Annotated in this window: 18 protein-coding genes; 3 read left to right on the top strand and 15 right to left on the bottom strand. The window is 67.5% G+C overall.

Features of this window, described 5'->3' with window-relative positions; genetic code table 11:
* Positions 1–23: 23 nt before the first annotated feature.
* From rbsD to BKA25_RS00240, 8 genes are all read right to left on the bottom strand, one after another.
* The gene (gene rbsD / locus BKA25_RS00275) at positions 24–413 is read right to left on the bottom strand and encodes a D-ribose pyranase (protein ID WP_069853039.1); all 390 of its coding nucleotides are present in this window, start codon (positions 411–413) and stop codon (positions 24–26) included.
* Positions 410–1,312, bottom strand: a complete 903-nt coding sequence (locus tag BKA25_RS00270; protein ID WP_069853040.1) for a ribokinase — start codon at positions 1,310–1,312, stop codon at positions 410–412. Before BKA25_RS00270 ends, rbsD begins: the two co-directional genes overlap by 4 nt.
* A 7-nt stretch (positions 1,313–1,319) precedes the next feature.
* Complete coding sequence (locus BKA25_RS00265; protein WP_069854198.1) at positions 1,320–2,264, bottom strand: substrate-binding domain-containing protein; 945 nt, start codon at positions 2,262–2,264, stop codon at positions 1,320–1,322.
* 61 nt (positions 2,265–2,325) lie between these two features.
* Positions 2,326–3,309 (bottom strand): ABC transporter permease, encoded by a 984-nt coding sequence (locus BKA25_RS00260; protein ID WP_069853042.1) that lies wholly within the window; start codon positions 3,307–3,309, stop codon positions 2,326–2,328.
* Positions 3,306–4,841, bottom strand: a complete 1,536-nt coding sequence (locus BKA25_RS00255) for a sugar ABC transporter ATP-binding protein (RefSeq protein ID WP_069853044.1) — start codon at positions 4,839–4,841, stop codon at positions 3,306–3,308. The genes BKA25_RS00260 and BKA25_RS00255 overlap by 4 nt, the downstream gene beginning before the upstream one ends.
* The gene (locus BKA25_RS00250; RefSeq protein ID WP_221312504.1) at positions 4,838–5,851 is read right to left on the bottom strand and encodes a LacI family DNA-binding transcriptional regulator; all 1,014 of its coding nucleotides are present in this window, start codon (positions 5,849–5,851) and stop codon (positions 4,838–4,840) included. The genes BKA25_RS00255 and BKA25_RS00250 overlap by 4 nt, the downstream gene beginning before the upstream one ends.
* 588 nt (positions 5,852–6,439) lie before the next feature.
* Complete coding sequence (locus BKA25_RS00245) at positions 6,440–6,703, bottom strand: glutaredoxin family protein (protein WP_069853048.1); 264 nt, start codon at positions 6,701–6,703, stop codon at positions 6,440–6,442.
* Between the two features lie 62 nt (positions 6,704–6,765).
* Positions 6,766–8,940 (bottom strand): MMPL family transporter, encoded by a 2,175-nt coding sequence (locus tag BKA25_RS00240; RefSeq protein ID WP_069853049.1) that lies wholly within the window; start codon positions 8,938–8,940, stop codon positions 6,766–6,768.
* A 141-nt stretch (positions 8,941–9,081) separates the two neighbouring features.
* On the opposite strand from BKA25_RS00240, the gene BKA25_RS00235 reads away from it, so the two are divergent.
* Positions 9,082–9,840, top strand: a complete 759-nt coding sequence (locus BKA25_RS00235) for a TetR/AcrR family transcriptional regulator (RefSeq protein ID WP_069853051.1) — start codon at positions 9,082–9,084, stop codon at positions 9,838–9,840.
* A 97-nt stretch (positions 9,841–9,937) separates the two neighbouring features.
* On the opposite strand, the gene leuS is transcribed toward BKA25_RS00235, so the two are convergent.
* Positions 9,938–12,829 (bottom strand): leucine--tRNA ligase, encoded by a 2,892-nt coding sequence (gene leuS, locus BKA25_RS00230; RefSeq protein ID WP_069853052.1) that lies wholly within the window; start codon positions 12,827–12,829, stop codon positions 9,938–9,940.
* A 286-nt stretch (positions 12,830–13,115) separates the two neighbouring features.
* On the opposite strand from leuS, the gene BKA25_RS00225 reads away from it, so the two are divergent.
* Positions 13,116–13,589 carry an SdpI family protein gene (locus tag BKA25_RS00225; protein WP_311734441.1) on the top strand — a complete coding sequence of 158 codons (474 nt, stop codon included), beginning with the start codon at positions 13,116–13,118 and terminating at the stop codon, positions 13,587–13,589.
* An 85-nt stretch (positions 13,590–13,674) separates the two neighbouring features.
* Here BKA25_RS00225 and BKA25_RS00220 read toward each other — a convergent pair whose 3' ends face one another.
* The 5 genes from BKA25_RS00220 to BKA25_RS00200 form a co-directional block, all read right to left on the bottom strand.
* Positions 13,675–14,298 carry a DUF3558 domain-containing protein gene (locus tag BKA25_RS00220; RefSeq protein ID WP_069853054.1) on the bottom strand — a complete coding sequence of 208 codons (624 nt, stop codon included), beginning with the start codon at positions 14,296–14,298 and terminating at the stop codon, positions 13,675–13,677.
* Positions 14,291–14,653 (bottom strand): hypothetical protein, encoded by a 363-nt coding sequence (locus BKA25_RS00215; protein ID WP_157421330.1) that lies wholly within the window; start codon positions 14,651–14,653, stop codon positions 14,291–14,293. Before BKA25_RS00215 ends, BKA25_RS00220 begins: the two co-directional genes overlap by 8 nt.
* A 36-nt stretch (positions 14,654–14,689) precedes the next feature.
* Positions 14,690–15,475 (bottom strand): ESX secretion-associated protein EspG, encoded by a 786-nt coding sequence (locus tag BKA25_RS00210; RefSeq protein ID WP_172803886.1) that lies wholly within the window; start codon positions 15,473–15,475, stop codon positions 14,690–14,692.
* Positions 15,466–16,806, bottom strand: coding sequence for a hypothetical protein (locus BKA25_RS00205; protein ID WP_184285069.1), 1,341 nt, complete (start codon positions 16,804–16,806; stop codon positions 15,466–15,468). The genes BKA25_RS00210 and BKA25_RS00205 overlap by 10 nt, the downstream gene beginning before the upstream one ends.
* A 233-nt stretch (positions 16,807–17,039) precedes the next feature.
* Positions 17,040–17,636, bottom strand: a complete 597-nt coding sequence (locus BKA25_RS00200; protein ID WP_257786127.1) for a YqgE/AlgH family protein — start codon at positions 17,634–17,636, stop codon at positions 17,040–17,042.
* 92 nt (positions 17,637–17,728) lie between these two features.
* Here BKA25_RS00200 and BKA25_RS00195 point away from each other — a divergent pair, with 92 nt between their 5' ends.
* Positions 17,729–19,102, top strand: coding sequence for an MFS transporter (locus BKA25_RS00195; protein WP_236750428.1), 1,374 nt, complete (start codon positions 17,729–17,731; stop codon positions 19,100–19,102).
* Between the two features lie 24 nt (positions 19,103–19,126).
* Here the strand turns inward: BKA25_RS00195 and BKA25_RS00190 are convergent, their stop codons facing one another.
* The gene (locus tag BKA25_RS00190; protein ID WP_216637770.1) at positions 19,127–19,798 is read right to left on the bottom strand and encodes a hypothetical protein; all 672 of its coding nucleotides are present in this window, start codon (positions 19,796–19,798) and stop codon (positions 19,127–19,129) included.
* Positions 19,799–19,883: the final 85 nt, after the last annotated feature.

Here is a 19,883-nt window from a genome sequence, read left to right as displayed (position 1 = left end):
GCCAGCCGAGCAACACTACGAACTCAGAACGGAACGCCGCACCGGAGGATGACGTTCGCGTACGGCGTCGCCTCGCCGGTACGGATCACCAGCGCGGCGCCCGCGACGAGGCTCTTGAACTCCTCGTGCTGTACCTGTTCGGTCTCGCCGAGACGCTCGGCCACGCCGCTGGCGATCACCGGATTCCCGGCGGCCAGTTCGCCTGCCACCACCGCGCCCTCGACGACCACCTCGGCCAGCAGGCCGTCCAGCACCTCGAGGAACGACGGCACTCCGAACCGGAATGCGAGATCGATCAGAGTGGGTCCCGCCGGGATGGGCAGCCCGCAATCGGCGACCACCACCTTGTCGGTGTGACCGAGCCGGGCCAACGCCCCACTCAGTTCCGCATGCAGGATTCCGCTTCGCTTCACGAGATCACCTCCGACAACGTCGGGTAGGACGGCTGCGCACCCGGCCGGGTCACGGCGGTCGCCGCCACCCGTGCCGCGAAGGTGGCCGCCTCGACCAGCGACCGACCGTCGGCGAGACCGACGGCCAGTGCACCGGCGAAGGCGTCACCCGCACCCGTGCTGTCCACCGCACGCACCCGGGGCGCATCGATCGCGGTGGTCCCCGTCGAATCGGCGACGACGGCACCGCTGGCACCCAGCGTGACGACCACCGATCGCACGCCGAGCTCCAACAACCGCCGCGCGGTCGTCGCCGGATCCGCTGCCGCCCGCTCCTCGAGCAACCACGCGGCCTCGTGCTCGTTGACCACCAAGGGGTCGAGCTGCCGCAGGGTCTGTTCGTCCAGCGGAGCCACCGGGGACAGGTTCAACAACACCCGTGCCCCGGCGGCCGAGGCCGCTGCGACGGCGTGGCGCACCGTCTCCAGCGGAATCTCCAGCGACAGTGCCACCACCTTCGCCGCAGCCAGCGCCGAAGCCGCTTCGACCACATCGGCGGGCAACACCGCCGCGTTCGCTCCCGGCGAGACCACGATGGTGTTCTCCCCATCGGGGGTCAGGGTGATGAACGCGTTACCGGTGGGCCGCTCGACGGTGCGCAGCAGACAGGTGTCGACCATCGCCGCGCGCAGCGATTCCCGAAGAAGCTCGCCGTACTGATCGGCGCCCACAGCGCCCAGCAGTGCGACCGCACCGCCGAGCCTGCCCGCCGCCACCGCCTGATTGGCGCCCTTCCCACCGGGAATCGTCGTCACGTCGTCGCCCAGCACCGTCTCGCCCGCCGCCGGTCGACGATCGACCGTGACCACGAGATCGGCATTAGCCGAACCGATCACCACCACGTCTGCCTGCTTGGTCATCGCCGGCTCAGGGGGTGTACTGCTCGACGTTCTGCGGCGTGACCGCCTGAACCTCGATCTGGATCTTCGGCTCGATCTCGCCACCGTCGAGCAGGGTGTGCGCCTGCTCCACGGCCTGGAAGCCCATCTCCTCGGGCTGCTGGGCGATGGTGCCCGCCAGCGTCCCGGACACGATCGCGTCCAAACCGTCCGGCGTGCCGTCGAAGCCGAAGACCAGCACGTCCTCGCCTGCCCGCTCGCCGAGCGCCTGGATCGCGCCGAGTGCCATCTCGTCGTTCTCGGCGAAGACCGCGGAGACGTCGGGGTTGGACTCCAGGAGGTTGGTCATGACGTCCAAGCCCTCGGTGCGGTCGAAGTTCGCGGGCTGCTCTGCCACCACGTTCAACTCCGAGTGCGCCTCGACGCCGTTGCCGAAGCCCTCGCCACGCTCCCGGCTGGCCGAGGAACCGGGCACGCCCTGCAGGATGATGACGTCGCCTTCGACACCGGCCTCCACCAGTGCATCGGCGGCCAGCTCACCGCCCTGGACGTTGTCGGAGACGATCTCCTGGACGACCTCGCCGTCGGTGATCGACCGGTCGAGCGCGATCACCGGGATGTCGGCATTGGCGGCAGCGGCCGCTGCGGCGGTGGCCTGGTCGGAGTCGACCGCGTTGATCAGGATCAGGTCGACGCCCTGGGTGACGAAGGTTTCGACGTGGCTGATCTGCGTCGCCGGGTCGTTCTGGGAGTCCTGCACGATCAGCTCGATGCCGAACTCCTCGGCAGCCTCCTGTGCGCCCTGCTCGATGTCGACGAAGAACGGGTTGTTCAAGGTCGAGACCGACAGTCCGATGGTGAACTCCGCGTCGCCGCCACCGGAGCCTTCTGCGTCGCCACCGCCACAGGCTGCGACGAACCCGAGAGCGGCGACGGTGAGAGCGGTCGTTCCCGCTCGCTGTACCCCTCGCATCTGCACTTTTCTCCTTCCTCGGGTCGCCCCGAGTTCCCCGCCCGGCATCAGCCGGGACGAATCACCTGCCGCGTCTGCGGAGGGTGTCCACTAGGACCGCCAGTGCGATCACGACGCCGATCACGACCTGTTGCCAGAACGACGAGACCTGCAGCTGGTTGAGTCCGTTACGCAGCACAGCGAGGATGAGTGCGCCGACCAGGGTTCCGGTCGCGCGTCCGATCCCGCCGGACAGCGAGGCGCCGCCGATGACGACCGCCGCGATGGCATCGAGCTCGTAACCCTCGGCGGCCTGCGGTCCGGCCGAGGAGAGCCTGCCGGCGAGCATCATGCCCGCCATCGCGGCGAACAGGCCCGACAGTGCGTAGACGACGAGCTTCTGGTTGCGCACGTTGATCCCGGAGAGCCGTGCGGCCTCCTCGTTGCCACCGATCGCATACATCGCACGGCCGGAGTAGGTCCTGACCAGCACGAAACCGGTCACCAGGAACATGCCGAGCAGGATGATGACCGGCACGGGAAGTTGGAACGATCCGAGTTCGAGCGTCGAACCGAGGAAGCTGATCGACTCGGGAGTCGCGACCGGCCTGCCCTCGGAGACCACGAGGGTGAGCCCTCGGGCGATGCTGAGCATCGCGAGCGTGGCGATGAATGCGGGCAGCTTGCCGAAGCTGACCAGCATTCCATTGACCAACCCGGCTGCCACACCGGTCAGCAGGCCCATGATCAGGGCTAACTCGGAGGACAGCCCGAGTTCGGCTGCCGAATAGGAACCGACCATCGCCGAGAGCGCCGCAACGCTGCCGACCGAGAGGTCGATGCCGCCGGAGATGATGACGAAGGTGACACCGAAGGCCATCACGGCCACCACGGCAGCCTGGACGCCGATGTTCAGCAGGTTCTGGGGCGAGCCGAAGCTCGGCACCATGAGCCAGAGCGCACCCGCGAGCACCAGGAGCCCGAGCAGGGCACCGTTCTCGCCGAGCAGCTTGCTGAGGTCGAAGCCGCCCTTGGTGCGGCTTCCGGTCTTCTCGGCACTGGTCATGACGCCAGGTCCTCCTCTTCCCTGGCCGCCACCGCGAGCGCCATCACCTGTTCCTGGGTGACACCGTCGGTGGGCAGCTCGCCGGTGATGCGGCCATGCGCCATCACCAGGATTCGATCGCTCATGCCGATGACCTCGGGCAGTTCACTGGAGACCAGCAGAACCGCGTGTCCGGAGTCGGTGAGCGCATTGATGAGTTCGTAGATCTCGACCTTGGCGCCGACGTCGATTCCCCTGGTCGGCTCGTCGAGCATCAGCACCTTGGGGTCGGACAGCAACCACTTGCCGATGGCGACCTTCTGCTGATTGCCACCCGAGAGTTCGCGGATGGTCTGGTTCGCACCGGAGTGTTTGACCCGGAGCTTGCCTGCCATCTCGGCGGCTCGACGCGCTTGGCCGCTGCGATCCACCAGCCCGGCCGAGGTGGCCGAGCGCAGCGTGACCAGGCCCATGTTCTCGCCGACCGAGGAGTTCAACACCAGTCCCTGGCCCTTGCGGTCCTCGGGAACCAGCCCGATCCCCGCGCGCATGGCGGCACCGATATTCCCGCCGGGGAGCACGGTTCCGGCCACCTCGACGGTGCCGGAGTCATAGCGGTCGGCGCCGAAGATGGCTCGCACCACCTCGGTCCGGCCCGCGCCGACCAGGCCGGAGATACCGACGACCTCCCCGGCCCGAACCTCGAAGTCGATATCGCTGAAGACGCCCTTGCGGGTCAGTTTCGACACCTTCAGCAGGGGCCCGCCGGTAGACGTCCGATGCCGGGGGAACTGGTCGTTGATGTCCCGGCCCACCATCGTCCGCACCATCAGATCGACCGAGGAGCCGCCGGGCAGCACGCCTGCACCGCGACCGTCCCGCAACACGGTGATCCGATCGGCGATGCGCTGAATCTCGTCGAGATGATGGGTGATGAAGACCAATCCGACCTGCTGTTGGCGCAGTTCGGCCATGATCTCCAGCAGTCGGTCGGTCTCCGTGGCGGTGAGCGCCGACGTCGGCTCGTCGAGGATCAACACCCGCGCGTCCTCGTCCAATGCCCTGGCGATCTCCACCATCTGCTGCTGGGCGATGCCGAGGGTGTCCACCGCGACGCGCGGATCGACGTCGAGCCCGACCCGCTGGAGCAACGGGATCGCATCCCGCAGCATCCGTCGCTTGTCCACGATCCCCAACCGGCGGGGCACCCGACCCAGGAAGAGGTTCTCCGCGACCGAGAGCCGAGGGACCAGGGTCAACTCCTGGTGGATGACGGCGATGCCGTGTTTCCTGGCGTGCCCGGGCGATCGGATGGTCGTTGGCTTGCCGTCGACCAGGATCTCGCCCTTGTCCGGGCTGTGCACGCCACCCAGGATCTTGATCAGCGTGCTCTTGCCCGCACCGTTCTCACCCAACAGGACATGCACCTCGCCCGCGTGGACCGCTAAGTCCACCTCGTCGAGGGCCAACGCCCCGGTGAAGCGCTTGGTGATGTCACGCACCTCGAGCAGGACAGGGCCCGCCGGATGGTGCAAGGGGTCATGCGAGGTCATACACCTTCTCCTCGGCCGTGTTCGGCCCGTTCTCCACAGGAACTGCGGATGACCAGTTCCGCATCCAGCACCACGTTCTCCGCGTTGCCCCGCTCGATGAGGTCGAGCAGGACACGGACGGCGGCATGACCGAGGTCATCGGTGGGCTGGGCGATGGCGGTGATCGCCGGTTCGAGCAACGAGAACCAGGGCAGGTCGTCGTAGACGGCGAGCCCGACGTCGCCGGGGACCGAGAAGCCCATGGCACGAAGCTGTTCCAGAGCGCCGAGGCCCATCAGGTTGTCCATTGCGACCAGGGCGGTCGGCCGATTCGGCCCGGACATCAGGGTGTGCGCCGCCGAGGCACCGCTGGGCCGTTGGAAGTCGCCGTAGACGACCAAGCGTTCCGCCAGCGGCGCGCCTCGGGAACCCAGGGCGGCGGCGAACGCGTCCAGCCGCTCCCGGCCGGTGCTGGCCTCCGCCGGGCCTGCGATCACTCCGATACGTCGATGGCCTAAGGCCACCAGGTGCGCGGCGAGATTGTCCAGTGCCGCCGTGCCATCGACTCGGACGACCGGGACCTTGACCGAGCCCGCGATCCGACGATCCAGCAGCACCAGCGGCACCCCGGTCTCGGCGGCCTCGGCCAACCAATCGCCCTCGTCGGTGGCCGGGCACACCAGCAGCCCGTCCACCCGACGATCCAACAGGGTGCGCACGTACCGCCGCTGCTGCTCGACGCTCTCGTTGGCGTTGCCGACGACGACGCTGTAGCCGTGTTCCCTCGCCTCGTTCTCGACCGCTCTGGCCACCTCGGCGAAGAAGGGGTTGGTCAGGTCGGAGATCACCAGGCCCAGCGTGTGCGTGGTGTGCAGCCGTAACGATCGGGCCAGGGTGTTGGGTCGGTAACCGAGTGCCTCGATCGCCTCGGCGACCCGCCTGCGGGTCTGCTCGGTGGGCGCGGGGTGACCGTTGAGAACGCGAGAGACGGTGGCGGTGGACACGCCTGCCGCCTGCGCCACGTCCTTCATGGTCGCCACTGCGCGCTCCTCGTGAGGTCTACGACGAATCCGATATTGGAAAGAGTGTCGACACGGAGTGTCATGACCTCGTCGCCCTGGTAACGATTACACGGGATGGTTAATCGAATACACAAGCTTTTGCGACCGCTTTACCGGTTTAGTGATCAACGGTTCACCGGGCCTAGACCAATCCGTCACTTGTACGCGGCTCCGTACGCTAGTGCAGCGCGGAGCGCTACCACCGCCGCCCCTCCTTAGCCCTTCGGCGGCAGGCCAGGCACGGGCCGACGGGATGACCGCCATCCGAGGTTGCCGCACGTGATGCAGAACTCGGTGCACCGGCGGCAGAAGTTTGCAAAAGCAGGGATCCGGCCGTCGGCCGGCCGCGTCGGTTCACTTCGACCGGCATTTCCATCGTCCTGCGGGCCGAAGCCGGTTGGCGATGCCTTCCGTGGAGCCCCCCGACGCGGTCGGCATCGCCCCTGCAGCTCTACGAAGACCGGCCGCAACCGATGGCAGACACAGGAGATGGGGCCGAAAGCGATCCTTTCGGCCCCATCTCTCACGGTCTTACTCGGCTGGTCGCCCCAGCCGCCATCAATTGCCGGGCAACAACTCCGGTGCCTGCTCCTCGACGGCGGCGATCACCTTCTTGCCGGAGGGATTGACCATCCACCGTTCGCCGACATTCACGGTCGGCACCGTCTCGTTCCCGTCAGCGACCGCGCGGACCGCCGCAGCGGCCTCCGGGTCCTCCCAGATGTTCACCTCGCGGAACGGCAGTTTCCGACGACGCAGGTCAGCCCGCAGCATCACGCAGAACGGGCACCCTGGCCTGGCGTAGAACACAACCTCGGTCATGACCCCAAGCATGCTCGATCTCCGTCGCCGAATCATGTCGACCACGAATCGGTTCCGCTGGACTACCGGGATCCCGCTCCGGCACTCGCGGTCTCGGCCTCGGCTTCCTCGGGCTTCTCGACCTCGGAGAGCCCGACGCGCTCCTGTAGCCGCTTGAGCGGGCCGGGGGCCCACCAGACAGCGTCGCCGAGGAGCTTCATCACGGCGGGGACCAGCAGCATTCGCACGATCGTCGCGTCCAGGATGAGAGCAATGATCATCCCGACGCCGATGAACCGCATCATCTGGATGCCGGAGAACGCGAAGGCGCCGGTGACCACGACCAACAGCAAGGCGGCGGCGCTGATCACCCGGCCGGTACGAACCAGACCCGTGCGGACTGCTTCCTCGGTGGTGGCACCGTTCGCCCTGGCCTCCACCATGCGCGAGAGCAGGAAGACCTCGTAGTCGGTGGACAACCCGAACACGATCGCGGCGATGAGCACCACGATTCCGGCTTCCATCGGCATCGGTGTCACGCCCAACAGGCCGGAACCGTGCCCGTCGACGAACAACCAGGTCAACACGCCGAAGGTGGCCGAGAGGCTCAGGGCACTCATGATCACGGCCTTGATCGGCAGCAGCACCGAGCCGAAGGCGAGGAAGATCAGGATCAGGGTCGCACCGACCAACAGCAACGCCATCCACGGCAACATCTCGGCGGTGGCGTCCAGGCTGTCCAGGTTGGCAGCGGTGATGCCGCCGACCAGCACCTCGGTGTCCGTCGGAGCATCGAGAGCCCGGATGTCGCGGACCGCCTGGTTGGCCGTGTCGCCGAAGGGGTCGGAGTCGACCTGCGCCTCCAACACGACGACCTCGCCGGCAGCACCGGCGGGCGCGGCGGACTCGATCCCGTTGACCTGGCCCAATTCGGCGAGATAGGCACCGATCTCGGCCTCGGCAGGCGGCGCGCCGTCACCCTGGAGCACCACCTGGATGCCGTCGCCGCCCATCGCCGGGAAGTCGGCCTTGAGTGCTTCGGTGGCGACCCGGGCTGGGTCGTCGGCCGGGAGTACCCGCTCGTCCGGCATGCCGTACTGGGTGTTCAGGAAGGGCGAGCCGAGCAGGATCAAGCCTGCGGTGATCGGCAGTGCGATGAGCCCGGGGCGCTTCATCACCCCGTTGGCCAACCGACGCCAGCCCGCGCCGGTGTCGCGACCCTGCCTGCGCTTGAGGAAGGGCAACGAGAGCTTGTCGACTCGGTGACCCAGCAACGCGAGCATTGCGGGCAGCACGGTCAACGACATCACCGCGGCCATGGCGACGGCACTCATTCCGCCGTAGGCCAGCGAGCGCAGGAACTCCTGGGGGAAGAGCATCAAGCCGGACAGCGCGATGACCAGCAGCACCGCGGAGAAGGCGACCGTCCGACCGGCCGTGGCCACACTGCGCCGCACGGAGTCCGAGGTGTCGCGGCCCGCTTCCCGTTCCTCGCGGAATCGGCCGACGACGAAGAGTCCGTAGTCGATCGCCAGACCGAGGCCGAGCATGCTGGCGACGTTGACCGCGAACACGTTCACCGTGGTGAACTGCGCGATCAGATTGAGCACGCCGAGGGAGCCGAACACCGCGAGGCCACCGACGATGACCGGGAGCGAAGCGGCGACCAGACCACCGAAGATGACCACCAGTAGCACTAGGACGATCGGCAGCGAGACGATCTCCGCTGCGATGATGTCCTCCTCGGCCCGGATGCCGATGGTGTGTTCCGCGACGACCGCGCCTGCGACCTGGGTTTCGACGCCGTCGAGGGTGAGATCGTCGGCGATCTCCTCATAGGCGGTGAGTTTCTCGTCCGAGTCCTCGCCCACCAGGCCGAGCACGGCGAGACCGACGTCGCCGTCCTCGGAGGCGAACTGCGGTAAGCCGGTCTGCCAGTACGAGATCGCGCTCTCGACCTGGGCTTCGGGCAGCGAGGCCAGGTGGTCGTTGACGGCCGAGGCGAGTTCCGGGTCGTCCAGTGTCTGGCCATCCGGAACGGTGTACATGATGACGACGTCGCCTGCTTGGCCGTCCAGTGCATCGGCGGCGATCTCGCCAGCTTCGGATGCCTCGCTGTTCGGATCGTCGTAACCGCCCTGGGTCAGTCGATCGAAGACCCCGAGCCCCCAACCGCCGCCGACGATCGCGAGCACGAGCATCGTGATGAGCACGGTCCACCGAGCACGGTGTACCGCGGCCCCCCATCTGGCGAACACCTGTCGGCCTCCACATATTGGATCGCCGGCCGCAACCGGGATAAGTTGTGTGAACAACGTAAAAAGCGGTGAATTACGTTCACCTACAGTCGGACACTGTAGAACTCAGTAAACAGCGTTTACAACCCCGAAGAGGGACGCATGACAGAGATCACTCGCCGCGAGCGACTTCGGGCGGCAACCGAGCTGGAGATCCGCGAACACGCCCGACAACTCCTGGTAGACCAGGGACAGCACGCGGTCACCCTTCGAGCCATCGCCCGCGAACTGGGGGTCACGGCGCCAGCGCTGTACCGCTATTACAACTCGCGCGAAGACCTGCTGAGACAGGTCGGCGATGACATCTGTCTGCGACTCGCGGCGGAACTGACGACCGCGATCGAACGAGTCGACACCTCCGACCTGCCCGGCCGGGTGCTCGCCGCCTGTCGGCGACTCCGAACCTGGGCATTGGAACACCCGAAGGAATTCGAACTCGTCTTCGCATCGCGCCATACCCGCGCCGATTCCGACCCCTCGTGCACGGTCCCGGATCAATTCGGGCAGATATTCCTCGCCTTGGTGGCGAATATCGTCACCACCGAGGCGCCCATGCCCGCCCAAGAACGGTTTCCACCGGAGTTGGAAGCCGAACTCATCGTCGCGCGCACCGCCGTCGTCGAGAGCATGGCGGGCCTGGACATCGTGGTCCCGCCGCAGATGTTGGAGCTCACCGCGGTCTATGCGCTGCTGAACTGGTGGATACGGGTGTACGGGCATGTCGCACTGGAGGTGTTCGGGCGGTTCCCCTTCGCGGTGAACAACGCGGAACGACTCTTCGAGTCGATGCTGACCGAACTCGTGCAGGACATGGCCTTCCTGCAGGAATCCACGGACCAGCAGGCCGGATCGCACGACTGACGGACGAAAATCGGCCCGGTCGATGTTTCACGTGAAACATCGACCGGGCCGATCAGCGCAGTCCACCTTCATCGCCCACTGCAGGGCGACGGAAGCCTCAGAGCACGACGTTCACCAGTTTCCCGGGAACGACGATCACCTTCTTCGGCTCTCGCCCCTCCAGCGCGGCGACGATCTTCTCCTCGGCCAAGGCGGCCGCCTGCACGACGTCCTTGGCCGCGTCGGCCGCGACCGTGATCCGCGACCGCACCTTGCCGTTGACCTGGATCGGGTACTCCAGCGTGTCGTCGACCAGGTACTTCTCATCGGCCACCGGGAAGGGGCCATGTGCCAACGACTCGCCGTGGCCCAGCTTCGACCACAGCTCCTCGGCGATGTGCGGGCACAACGGCGCCAACAGCTGAATCAGCGGCTCGATCACCGAGCGCGGCGTGCCCGCCTCGGCCGAGTAGGTCTTGGTCAGGTGGTTGTTCAGCTCGATCAGCTTCGCTGCCGCCGTGTTGAACCGGTAGGCGGCGAAGTCCTCGTGCGCGCCCGCGATGGTCCGGTTCAGCAGCTTCAGCGTCTCCTCGCCGGGAGCGTCCTCGCTGATGCGAGCCTCGCCGGTGGTCTCGTCCACCGCGTTACGCCACAACCGCTGCAGGAAGCGATGCGCGCCGACGACGTCCTTGGTCGCCCAGGGCCGCGAGACGTCCATCGGCCCCATCGACATCTCGTACAGCCGCAGGGTGTCCGCGCCGTACTCGTCGCACAGCTCGTCGGGAGAGACCGAGTTCTTCAGGCTCTTACCCATCTTGCCGTACTGCTGGGTGACCTCTTCGTCATTCCAGAAGAACTTGCCGTCCCGCTCCTCGACCTCGGCGGCGGGGACGTACATCCCTCGCGAGTCGGTGTAGGCGAACGCCTGGATGTAGCCCTGGTTGAACAGCTTCCGATACGGCTCGACCGCCGAGACCTCGCCCAGGTCGAACAGGACCTTCTGCCAGAACCGGCTGTACAGCAGGTGCAGCACGCCGTGCTCGACGCCGCCGACGTACAGGTCCAGGCCACCCGGGTCCGACTCGCCATGGATCTCGGGCCTCGGCCCCATCCAATAGCGCTCGTTCTCCGGATCGACGAAGGCCTCGTCGTTCTTCGGGTCGATGTAGCGCAGCTGGTACCAGCAGGAACCGGCCCACTGCGGCATCGTGTTGGTGTCTCGACGGTAGGTCTTGAGTCCGTCGCCCAGATCCAACTCGACCGTCAGCCACTCCTCCGCCCGACCCAACGGCGCGAACGGCTCGCTTTCGGCGTCCTCCGGATCGAAGGTCTTCGGCGAGTAGTCGTCGACCTCCGGCAGCTCGACCGGCAGCTGATCGGCGGGCAGCGCGATCGGCTGATCGTCGGAGTCGTAGACGATCGGGAACGGCTCGCCCCAGTACCGCTGCCGCGAGAACAGCCAATCGCGCAGCTTGTACTGGATCGTGCCCTCGCCCCAGCCGTTGGACTCCAGCCAGTCGATGATGGTCTTCTTCGCCTCGGCGATGTCGGTGCCATCCAGGTTCACCGAGAACAGGCTGGACGAATTGATCGCGGGCCCGTCGCCCGCGTACGCCTCGCCGTCGAAGCCCTCGGGCGGTTGCACGGTGCGAATGATCGGCAGCCCGAACGCGGTCGCGAAGTCCCAGTCCCGCTGGTCCTGGCCGGGGACCGCCATGATCGCGCCGGTGCCGTAGCCCATCAGCACGTAGTCGGCGATGAACACCGGAATCTGCTCGCCGTTGACCGGGTTGGTGGCATAGGCCCCGATGAAGACACCGGTCTTGTCCTTGTTCTCCTGCCGATCCAACTCCGACTTCCGCGCCGTCTTGGCCCGGTAATCGGTGACCGCCTCGGCAGGGCTCTCCGCGCCACCCGTCCAGCGCGGGTCGATATCCTGGCCCCACACCCTGGTGCTCAGCACGTCCACCAGCGGGTGTTCCGGCGCCAAGACCATGTAGGTCGCGCCGAACAGGGTGTCCGGCCGCGTGGTGAAGACCTCGATGCTCTCCTCGGACCCATCGGCCACCGAGGCGGGGAACCGAACCCGCGCACCGTGCGAGCGACCGATCCAGTTGCGCTGCATCGTCTTCATCTTGTCCGGCCAGTCCAGCCGGTCCAGATCGTCGATCAACCGGTCGGCGTAGGCGGTGATCCGCATCATCCACTGACGCAGATTGCGTCGGAAGACCGGGAAGTTCCCCCGCTCGCTGCGACCGTCGGCGGTGACCTCCTCGTTGGCCAACACGGTGCCCAGTCCTGGACACCAGTTCACCGGGGCCTCCGACCGGTACACCAGCCGGTAGTCGTTGATCACCGCGCGCTGCTGGGCGGTGTCCAGTTCCGCCCACGGCGAGCCGTCGGGGGTGGCCCGCTCACCGGAGGCGAACTGCTCGATCAGCTCCTCGATCGGCCGGGCGCCGCCCTGCCCGTCGCGTGCCTTGGGGTCGTACCAGGAGTTGAAGACACGCAGGAAGATCCACTGAGTCCAGCGGTAGAACTCGACGTCGGTCGTCGCGACCCGCCGACGCTCGTCGTGCCCGAGCCCCAGGCGACGGATCTGCTCCAGGTAGCGCTCGATGTTCTGTTCGGTCGTGATTCTGGGGTGCTGACCCGTCTGGACCGCGTATTGCTCGGCGGGCAGCCCGAAGGAGTCGAAGCCCATCGTGTGCAGCACGTTGCGGCCGAGCATCCGATGGAAACGAGCGAAGACGTCGGTGCTGATGAAACCGAGCGGGTGGCCGACATGCAGCCCCGCGCCGGAGGGATAGGGGAACATGTCCTGCACGAACAGCTTGTCCGATGGCAGGGCGTCCTCGGCCAACGCGCCCGCCGGATTCGGCGCGTGGAAGGTGCCATGCTGTTCCCAGTGCGTCCGCCACCGGCTCTCGACCTGCGCGGCCAGTTCCGCTGTGTAGCGGAACGGCGGGGTCTCGTCCTGCGTGACGGGATGGGGATTGCCCTCACCCATGGGTCCGTTCCTTCCTCTTGGTCGCCTCGGCAGCTACGTGTGCGCCCCGAACAAGACGAAACCCCTCCGCCCTGATGGACGAGAGGGGCTGCCGCGTCGACTCGGCCTAGCCGGTCAACACGGCTAACTAAGGAGCAGGCGACCCGTGCTCATACCCCAAGCATACCGGGAGCCGCCCCCGGGCCTACGGCCGCTGCCGCGCCGAGGCAGCGCGCCGCCGTGACCACGGTCACCGCACCGATAGGGTGAACGGCGGCCGTCATCGACCGGCGCCTACCCTGCTGGGGTGACGAATGCGGAGTCCAGTCAGGGGTTCGTGCAGGCAGCGACGGCCGAGGCGGGCACAGTGCCGCTTCCGATCGTCGTGGCCGTGTCGGTCGTGCTAATCCTTGTCGGCGCGGCGCTGGCGGTCATCGGCTGGCGTGGGCTGCAGGAGAAGCTGCCGAGAAATCGATTCGCAGGCGTGCGCACCCCCGCGACGCTGCGCAGTGACGAGGCGTTCCGGGTGGGAAACCGCGCTGCTGGCCTGCCGACGATGGTCTCCGGAGTGATCGGCATCCTCACCGCCGTCGCGCTACTCGGCCTCTCCGGACCGGCGCAGTGGGTCGCGCTGGCCATCGGAGTGCTGGGCGTCTTCGGGCTGGTCGCGGCCGGTGGCGTGCTGGGCACCCGCGCTGCGGCCCTGGTTCCGGACAAGCCTGCCCGCAAGATCGGCTGCGCGGGCCAGTGCTGCGGCAGCAACGTCTGCGGCATCGCCTGATCGGCGCCGCACGCATCTCCGCCGACGCCCCCGCCGACGCGGTGACCGTCGGCGCATAGCGGCCGATAACGGCCGCGTACGGTGCTCAACTGCCTGCTGCGCGCAGCGTCTCCAATGCCAGGCCCGCCGCGTCGGCCGCCTTCGAGCACACGACCTCGGCACCCTCCTCGAAGCTGTCGTCCATGTACTGCACCGAGAGGGTTTGTCCTTCTGACGGGCTCACATCGACGATGCAATTCGCCTCGGCCCCGATCAACTGGCGCTGCGAGGCCGGGTAGCCGAGCACCTCGATGGCCCGTACCTCGGAGTTCGGCGAATCCTGGAAGCGATCGAACTCCAACGAGGATCCGGTCCCGAGGACATAGCTGAACGCGGGGTCCCCGAGAAAGTCACCATAGGTACAGCCGTCGTCGTAGCCCTCGGCGAAGTCCGTGGCCCTCGGCGGATCCGACGCGCCGAGCTCGGCCAGTTGCTCCTCGGTGAGCAGGGTGCACGAATCGACCCCCGCGACATCGATGTCCTGTGGCCTCGAAACAGGTTCGATCACCGCCGAATCCGTCGGCGCGACCTCCGGCTGGGCGGTCTGATCGCCGCCCGCCGTGTCCGGTCCTGCAGTCGGGCCTGCCGACCCGCTGTCCTGGCTCGAACAACCGGCCAATACGCCCACCACGACACAGACGATCGCGAGTCCCGTGCGCTGCTCAGTCATCGAGTCCCGCCCGGACCGGCGTGAAGGAGTTGCTGATCTCTTCTTCGGTGTAGCCGTAAGTCAAGGCGATTTGGGTGAGTTCCTCGCCCGCCTGCCGGAGGCTCTCCATGTAGTCCCAGCAACGCTGCCAATAGGAATCCTGATCGACCGCCAATCTCCCCGTCCAGATCGGCGCAGCCTCGAGAGACACCGGGTCACCACCCATCGGCTCGACATTCAGTTCGCGGTGCAGGTGGATCAGCCCGCCCCGGAGGCGTTCCGCCTCGGCCAGGAGCACGCTGCGCACACCCAGGACCGTCTCCTCGGACACCTCGATGTCCACAGCACCACCTCCGGTTGTAGGTGTGGAGGTCATCGACTCGACTCCTTCTCGATGCAGCTCGATTGATCGCTACAACTCATCGACGAGTTCCCGCACGGCCGCGATGACCTTCGCCTCGTCTGCGGGCAACACCGTGATCCACGCGTCGGAACCCGACCCCGTGTGTAACTGCAGGTGTCTGCCGCTCGGGGTGTCGTGGAAGACCACGGCTCGATCGCCGTACCGCCGTCGTCCGTTCGCATCGACCTTGCCTGCGGCGAACCGACCGTGAGTTCCCGCGCCGTCGATCATGCGGAGGAAGGAGCGCACCGTCGCAGGCCGTTCGCCCGCCGCGATCAGACGTTCCGCGAGGAAGTGCAGGTCGCCGTCGGCTTCCTTGTTGATTCGCAGCAGTAGGTCGGCTCGCAGACTCGTCGAGTCACCGACGCCCGGTTTCGCGGAGCCCGCCAGCCGGACGAGCCCGGTGATGGCCCGATAGTCGGGCAACGCCTGCAGCCGCACCGTGGCCCCGTCCAAGGCCGCAAGCACGGCTTCTCGCCCTGCGACGCAGACGATCGCGGAGACCGGTCGGGCCAGCCACAACCAGGCGTCCACCGACCACCGATGGTGCTTGAGCATGGTCAACAGTTCGGTCAGCTCATCGGACGGCCTACCTGCGGAGGCCAGTTCTCGCCGCTGCAACCCGTTCATCGCCTCGTGGACGATTCGGCGGCGTTCCTCGGCGGTCCGCCCCGGGCTCGGTCCTCTGAGCTGCACCGGACGCTCACCTAGCCGGGCCGCCTCCCAGCACACGTCGAACTCGACGACCGACAGTTCGATAGCCCGGTCCACGACGGGGGAGGAGTTCACTGCCACGGCCCCTGCCTCTCGCCGAGCACGGGCGGTGCCACCGCAGGCAGGTCGTCCAGCCCGAAGAACCCGTCGTCCGGTTTCGCGTACTGATCGGTGTGCTCCAGGTCCTCGACCTCCTCGGCAGCCTGTCCCCTCGGAGCGGCACCGCCTGCCAGGCCGGCGGTCCCCATGGTTGCGCGTGGGGAGTTGAGCGCCGGGGGCTGGCTTGCAGGCACGCCGCCGGCGGCGGGAGCGGAAGAACCGAGACCGCCGATCGGGACCTGCGTGCCGAACAGACCCGCCGAACCGGGTGTCCCCGTCCCCTGACCTGCGGTGAAGCCCGGTGCGCCTGCGACCGGCAGGTCCGGGCGTGACATCCCGCCACCGCCCGGCGGGCCGTATCCGGCGGTGTCGACCTCCGGGCTCGGTCGATCGGGAACCTGGGTATCGGGCTGTTCGAGGGGCGGACGTGGTTCTTCGAGTGGCGGCCTTGGTTGGTAGGGCGTCTCGGACCACGGAATCTGGTAGTCGGGCATCTCCAGATCCGAGGGGGACTCCGGGGTATCCGGGCAGTCCGGGGGTTCGTCGGGTGGCAGCGGCAGGACCGGGTCGGACAGTTCGTCCTCCGGCGGCTCCGGTCGCGGCGGAAGATCCGGCTCGCGACCGTCATCGCTGTCGTTGTCGTCGCCGCCATGCCCGCCGTTGTCGTGGTCGGTTCCACCACCGCCACCGCCGCCGTGCCCGCCACCGCCACCACCGGTTCCGCCGCCACCACCGTGGCCGCCCGGCTGTTGTAGGTCACCGATCTCGATCCGCTCGGAGATCGTCGGGCGCTGCGCGGCACTGCTGCCAACGACGATCGTCGGTGGGGCCTCCGGAGTCCTGATCGCGGCCAAGGTCTGGTGGCTGTGTGCTTCATAGGCATAGAGCGCCCGGTTGGCGGCCTCGTCCTTGGCCGCCTCCTCCTCGGCCCGCTTCCGGTGATCGGACACGGCGCCGAAGGGACCGCCGAGCACGTCGACCACGCGATCGCCGAGCCCGTAGCCTCCGACGTCCGCCGGTTGATCGATCGCCTGCCTCGTCGCGGCGAAGACCTCGCCGTCCGCCGCGAGCTGTCCGACGACGTCCTGGGCGGTCTGGGTGGTCTGCACCGACCAGGCAGCGCTCTCGGCGATGGCCGAGCTCAACAGCTGTGCCGTGTCGCCGTGCCACTCGACACCGATTCTGGCCAGGGCCGACCGCAGCTGCGGGTCCGATTCGGCCATCAGGGTGTGCAGGTCGTTGATCGCGGCGCTCACTCTGACCGCTTCCGCAGCCCCGGAGCCGTCCTGCATCCAGGAATACTTCTCCGCCAACTCGTAGCCTTCGAACCGATGGCATTTCAGCATCATCGGCGTGGTAGATCCATCCCCCGTGGCCACGTTCGCCCCCTTAGCCGTGTGTGCCCACTTCATTACAGAAGGTATCAATGGCGGCTATTTCCGGGCAACGTTTCTCGACGTGAGTCGAACACTGAAAAGTAATTGCAGAGAGAACTATTCCGCTGTCGACATCCGCGAATGCCACTAAATGCGAAATAAATTCTTAACTAGTTCCTGCGCAGGTCAAGCGGGTGGGTCGCCAACAGCGACAACGGCAACGGCTGTCGTCGCAGGACCCGACCCCACAAATCCTTACCCGGCACACCGACCACGTCGTCCGGTAACCCCGGAACCACGAACCAATCCCCGCGTTCGATCTCACCCGCGAGCTGACTGCTATCCCAGCCGGCATAACCGACGAAGACCCGCAGCCCGCCGAGTCGGGGCGCCAACAATGCGGGATCGGAGTCCAACGCCACGATCGCGACCGGCTTTCGCACTCCCACGACCCCGGAGAGCTCGGTGGAATCCACCCCGCTACGCAAGGTCGCCAAGCACAGCGCGACCTGCTGCTCGACCGGTCCGCCCAGGAAGACCGCCTGCGGATTGCTCACGTACGGGCCCCACTCGGGCAGCACGTCTCCGACCGAGGTCTCGTCCGGGCGGTTGAGCACCACGCCGAGCGTTCCCTCGTCGCGATGCTCGATGACGTACACGACAGTACGGCGGAAATTGGGGTCGCCCAGCCCAGGCGAGGCCACCAAGAGACTTCCCGGTCCCACCTCGGCGTCGGCTCCCACCCCGCCATGATCCCATCCGGGGATACCGAATCATCAACCACCGGCTATCACGGGCATGGAACATTCCAGCGGCCCGACCACCACGTTGACCTGGCACGGATCCGTAGAGTCGACGCGTGGCCTCGACGAACCCCGGTGCTGACCCCGAACCGACGAACACGGCCGAGACGACGGGCCGGGCCGGTTCGCTGCGCCTCGGAGTCCAACTCGTCACCCGGTTCGCCGATTACCGCAAACTGCTCTTCACCCGGTTCGCTGCCCAATGGGGCGACGGGATCTTCCAGGCGGGTCTGGGCGGCGCTGTCCTGTTCAACCCGGAGCGGGAAGCCGATCCCGCTGCGGTCGCCGCAGGTCTGGCGGTTCTGCTCCTGCCATATTCGATCATCGGACCCTTCGCGGGCACCCTGTTGGATCGTTGGGACCGACGTCGGGTCCTGCTGGTGGCCAACTTGCTCCGGGCCCTGCTGATCGTGGCCGTCTCCGCCGCGTTGGCGACCGGAGCGGACGGGGCACCGTTGTTCGTCGGGGCGCTCATCGTGATGGCGGTCAGCCGATTCGCGGGCGCGGGGCTGTCCGCAGCCCTGCCACATGTGGTTCCCCGCGAGCATCTCGTCGAGGCGAACGCGGTGGCCACCACCCTCGGTGCCGTGGTCACCGCCATCGGCGCGGGCTCGGCGATCGCCCTGCGCAGCGTCTTCGGAGCGGGCGACGTCGGATCGGCCATGGTCACGACGTTCGGCGCGGTGGGCGCCCTCGGCGCCGCAGCGGTGGTACTCACCTTCGCACGGGGCGCTCTGGGGCCGGATCGACTGGAGCACGGCACCGCCCGACAGACGATCCTCGCCGTGGCAGGCGGGCTGTGGCAGGGCGCGCGGGCCGCGGCGAGCAGGCCCACCGTCGCCGCGAGCTTCCTGGCGTTGATCGCCCACCGGGCGGCGTTCGGTATCACCACCCTGGTGGGTTTGCTGCTCATGCGGCATGTCTTCGTCGATGCAGGCCTGTTTCGGGCCGGGCTGCCAGGAGTCGGACAGCTCATCGGCGCAGCCGCCGTCGGCGTCCTGATCGCAGCCGTCGCCACCCCGCGATTGGTGGCCCGCTTCGGCACCGCCCGCGCCGTCCGAGGCGCGTTGCTGCTCGCTGCGGCCACTCAGTTGGCCGCGGCCGCCCTGTTGTCGCTGCCCGCCATGGTGCTCGCCGCGTTCCTGGTGGGCGGTGCAGGCCAGGTGGTGAAGCTCTGCACCGACGCACACGTGCAGCAGGATGTCGACGACACGACTAGAGGTCGGGTGTTCGCCCTCTACGACACCGTCTTCAACGCGGCCTACGTGCTGGCGATCGCCGCAGCGGCCACCGTCGTACCGGGCAATGGGGACGCGCCCTGGCTCATCGGCCTCGCCGCCGCCGTCTATCTGCTCGGGCTGGTGGCCCATCTCTCGGTGCACCCGCATCGGAGCCCGGCACGGGCATCCGTCGACGGCGCGACCCCATGACGCGCACCTCGACGGGTTCGCCGATCAGAAGCCGGGCTCGCCCCGCTCGATGATCTGGTCCGTCTCTCCGTCACCGTCGGAATCGACCAACCGGACGTCCATCCGACCATCGTCGTCCAGATCCAACAGCATGCTGTCGAGGATGCCGCCCTCACCGTCGAGGTAGACCTCGTCGACGATGCCATCCCCATCGATATCCACGATCACCTCGTCGACCAGGCCATCGCCGTCGTAGTCCACCCACGCCGTATCGGGGATGCCGTCCGCGTCGATGTCCACCTCGGCTCTGCTGGTCCAGGCGGTGTCGTCGGCGTCCACCCAGTGCAGGTCCGCCGAGCCCGCCGCGTCCCCATCGGCATCGGCATCGGCATCGGTCGGACCCGATTGATCTGCGGGCAGCTCGACGGGGGTGTTCCATACGCCCGTCCCGGATGGATCGGTGAATGCCGCGTCCACCAGGCCGTCGCCGTCGAGGTCCAGCAGTGCGGTGTCCGCCACCCCGTCGCCATCGGAGTCCCACAGCAGATCGACCGCACGACCGTCGCCGGTGAAATCCAACCGCACCGCGTCGTAGCTGCCGCCGCCCGCGAAGTCGACGTCGGCCGAGCTGGTCCACACCGTCGGCGGGGCGGAGCCCGTGCCGAAGGAGTACTGCAGAGCTCCGTCCGGGATCACGCCCCACTGCGCCTCGGCCACGACTGGACCATCGGCATCGGACAGCCGGTTCCCCACCACTCGGTGGGGTGATCGAGTGCCCGGCGGTCAACGGGCTGCGATCCAA

The organism is Actinoalloteichus hymeniacidonis (assembly GCF_014203365.1).
Lineage (GTDB): Bacteria > Actinomycetota > Actinomycetes > Mycobacteriales > Pseudonocardiaceae > Actinoalloteichus_A > Actinoalloteichus_A hymeniacidonis.
Note: the sequence above shows the minus strand (reverse complement) of the source record. Positions and strands in the feature narration are given on the sequence as shown.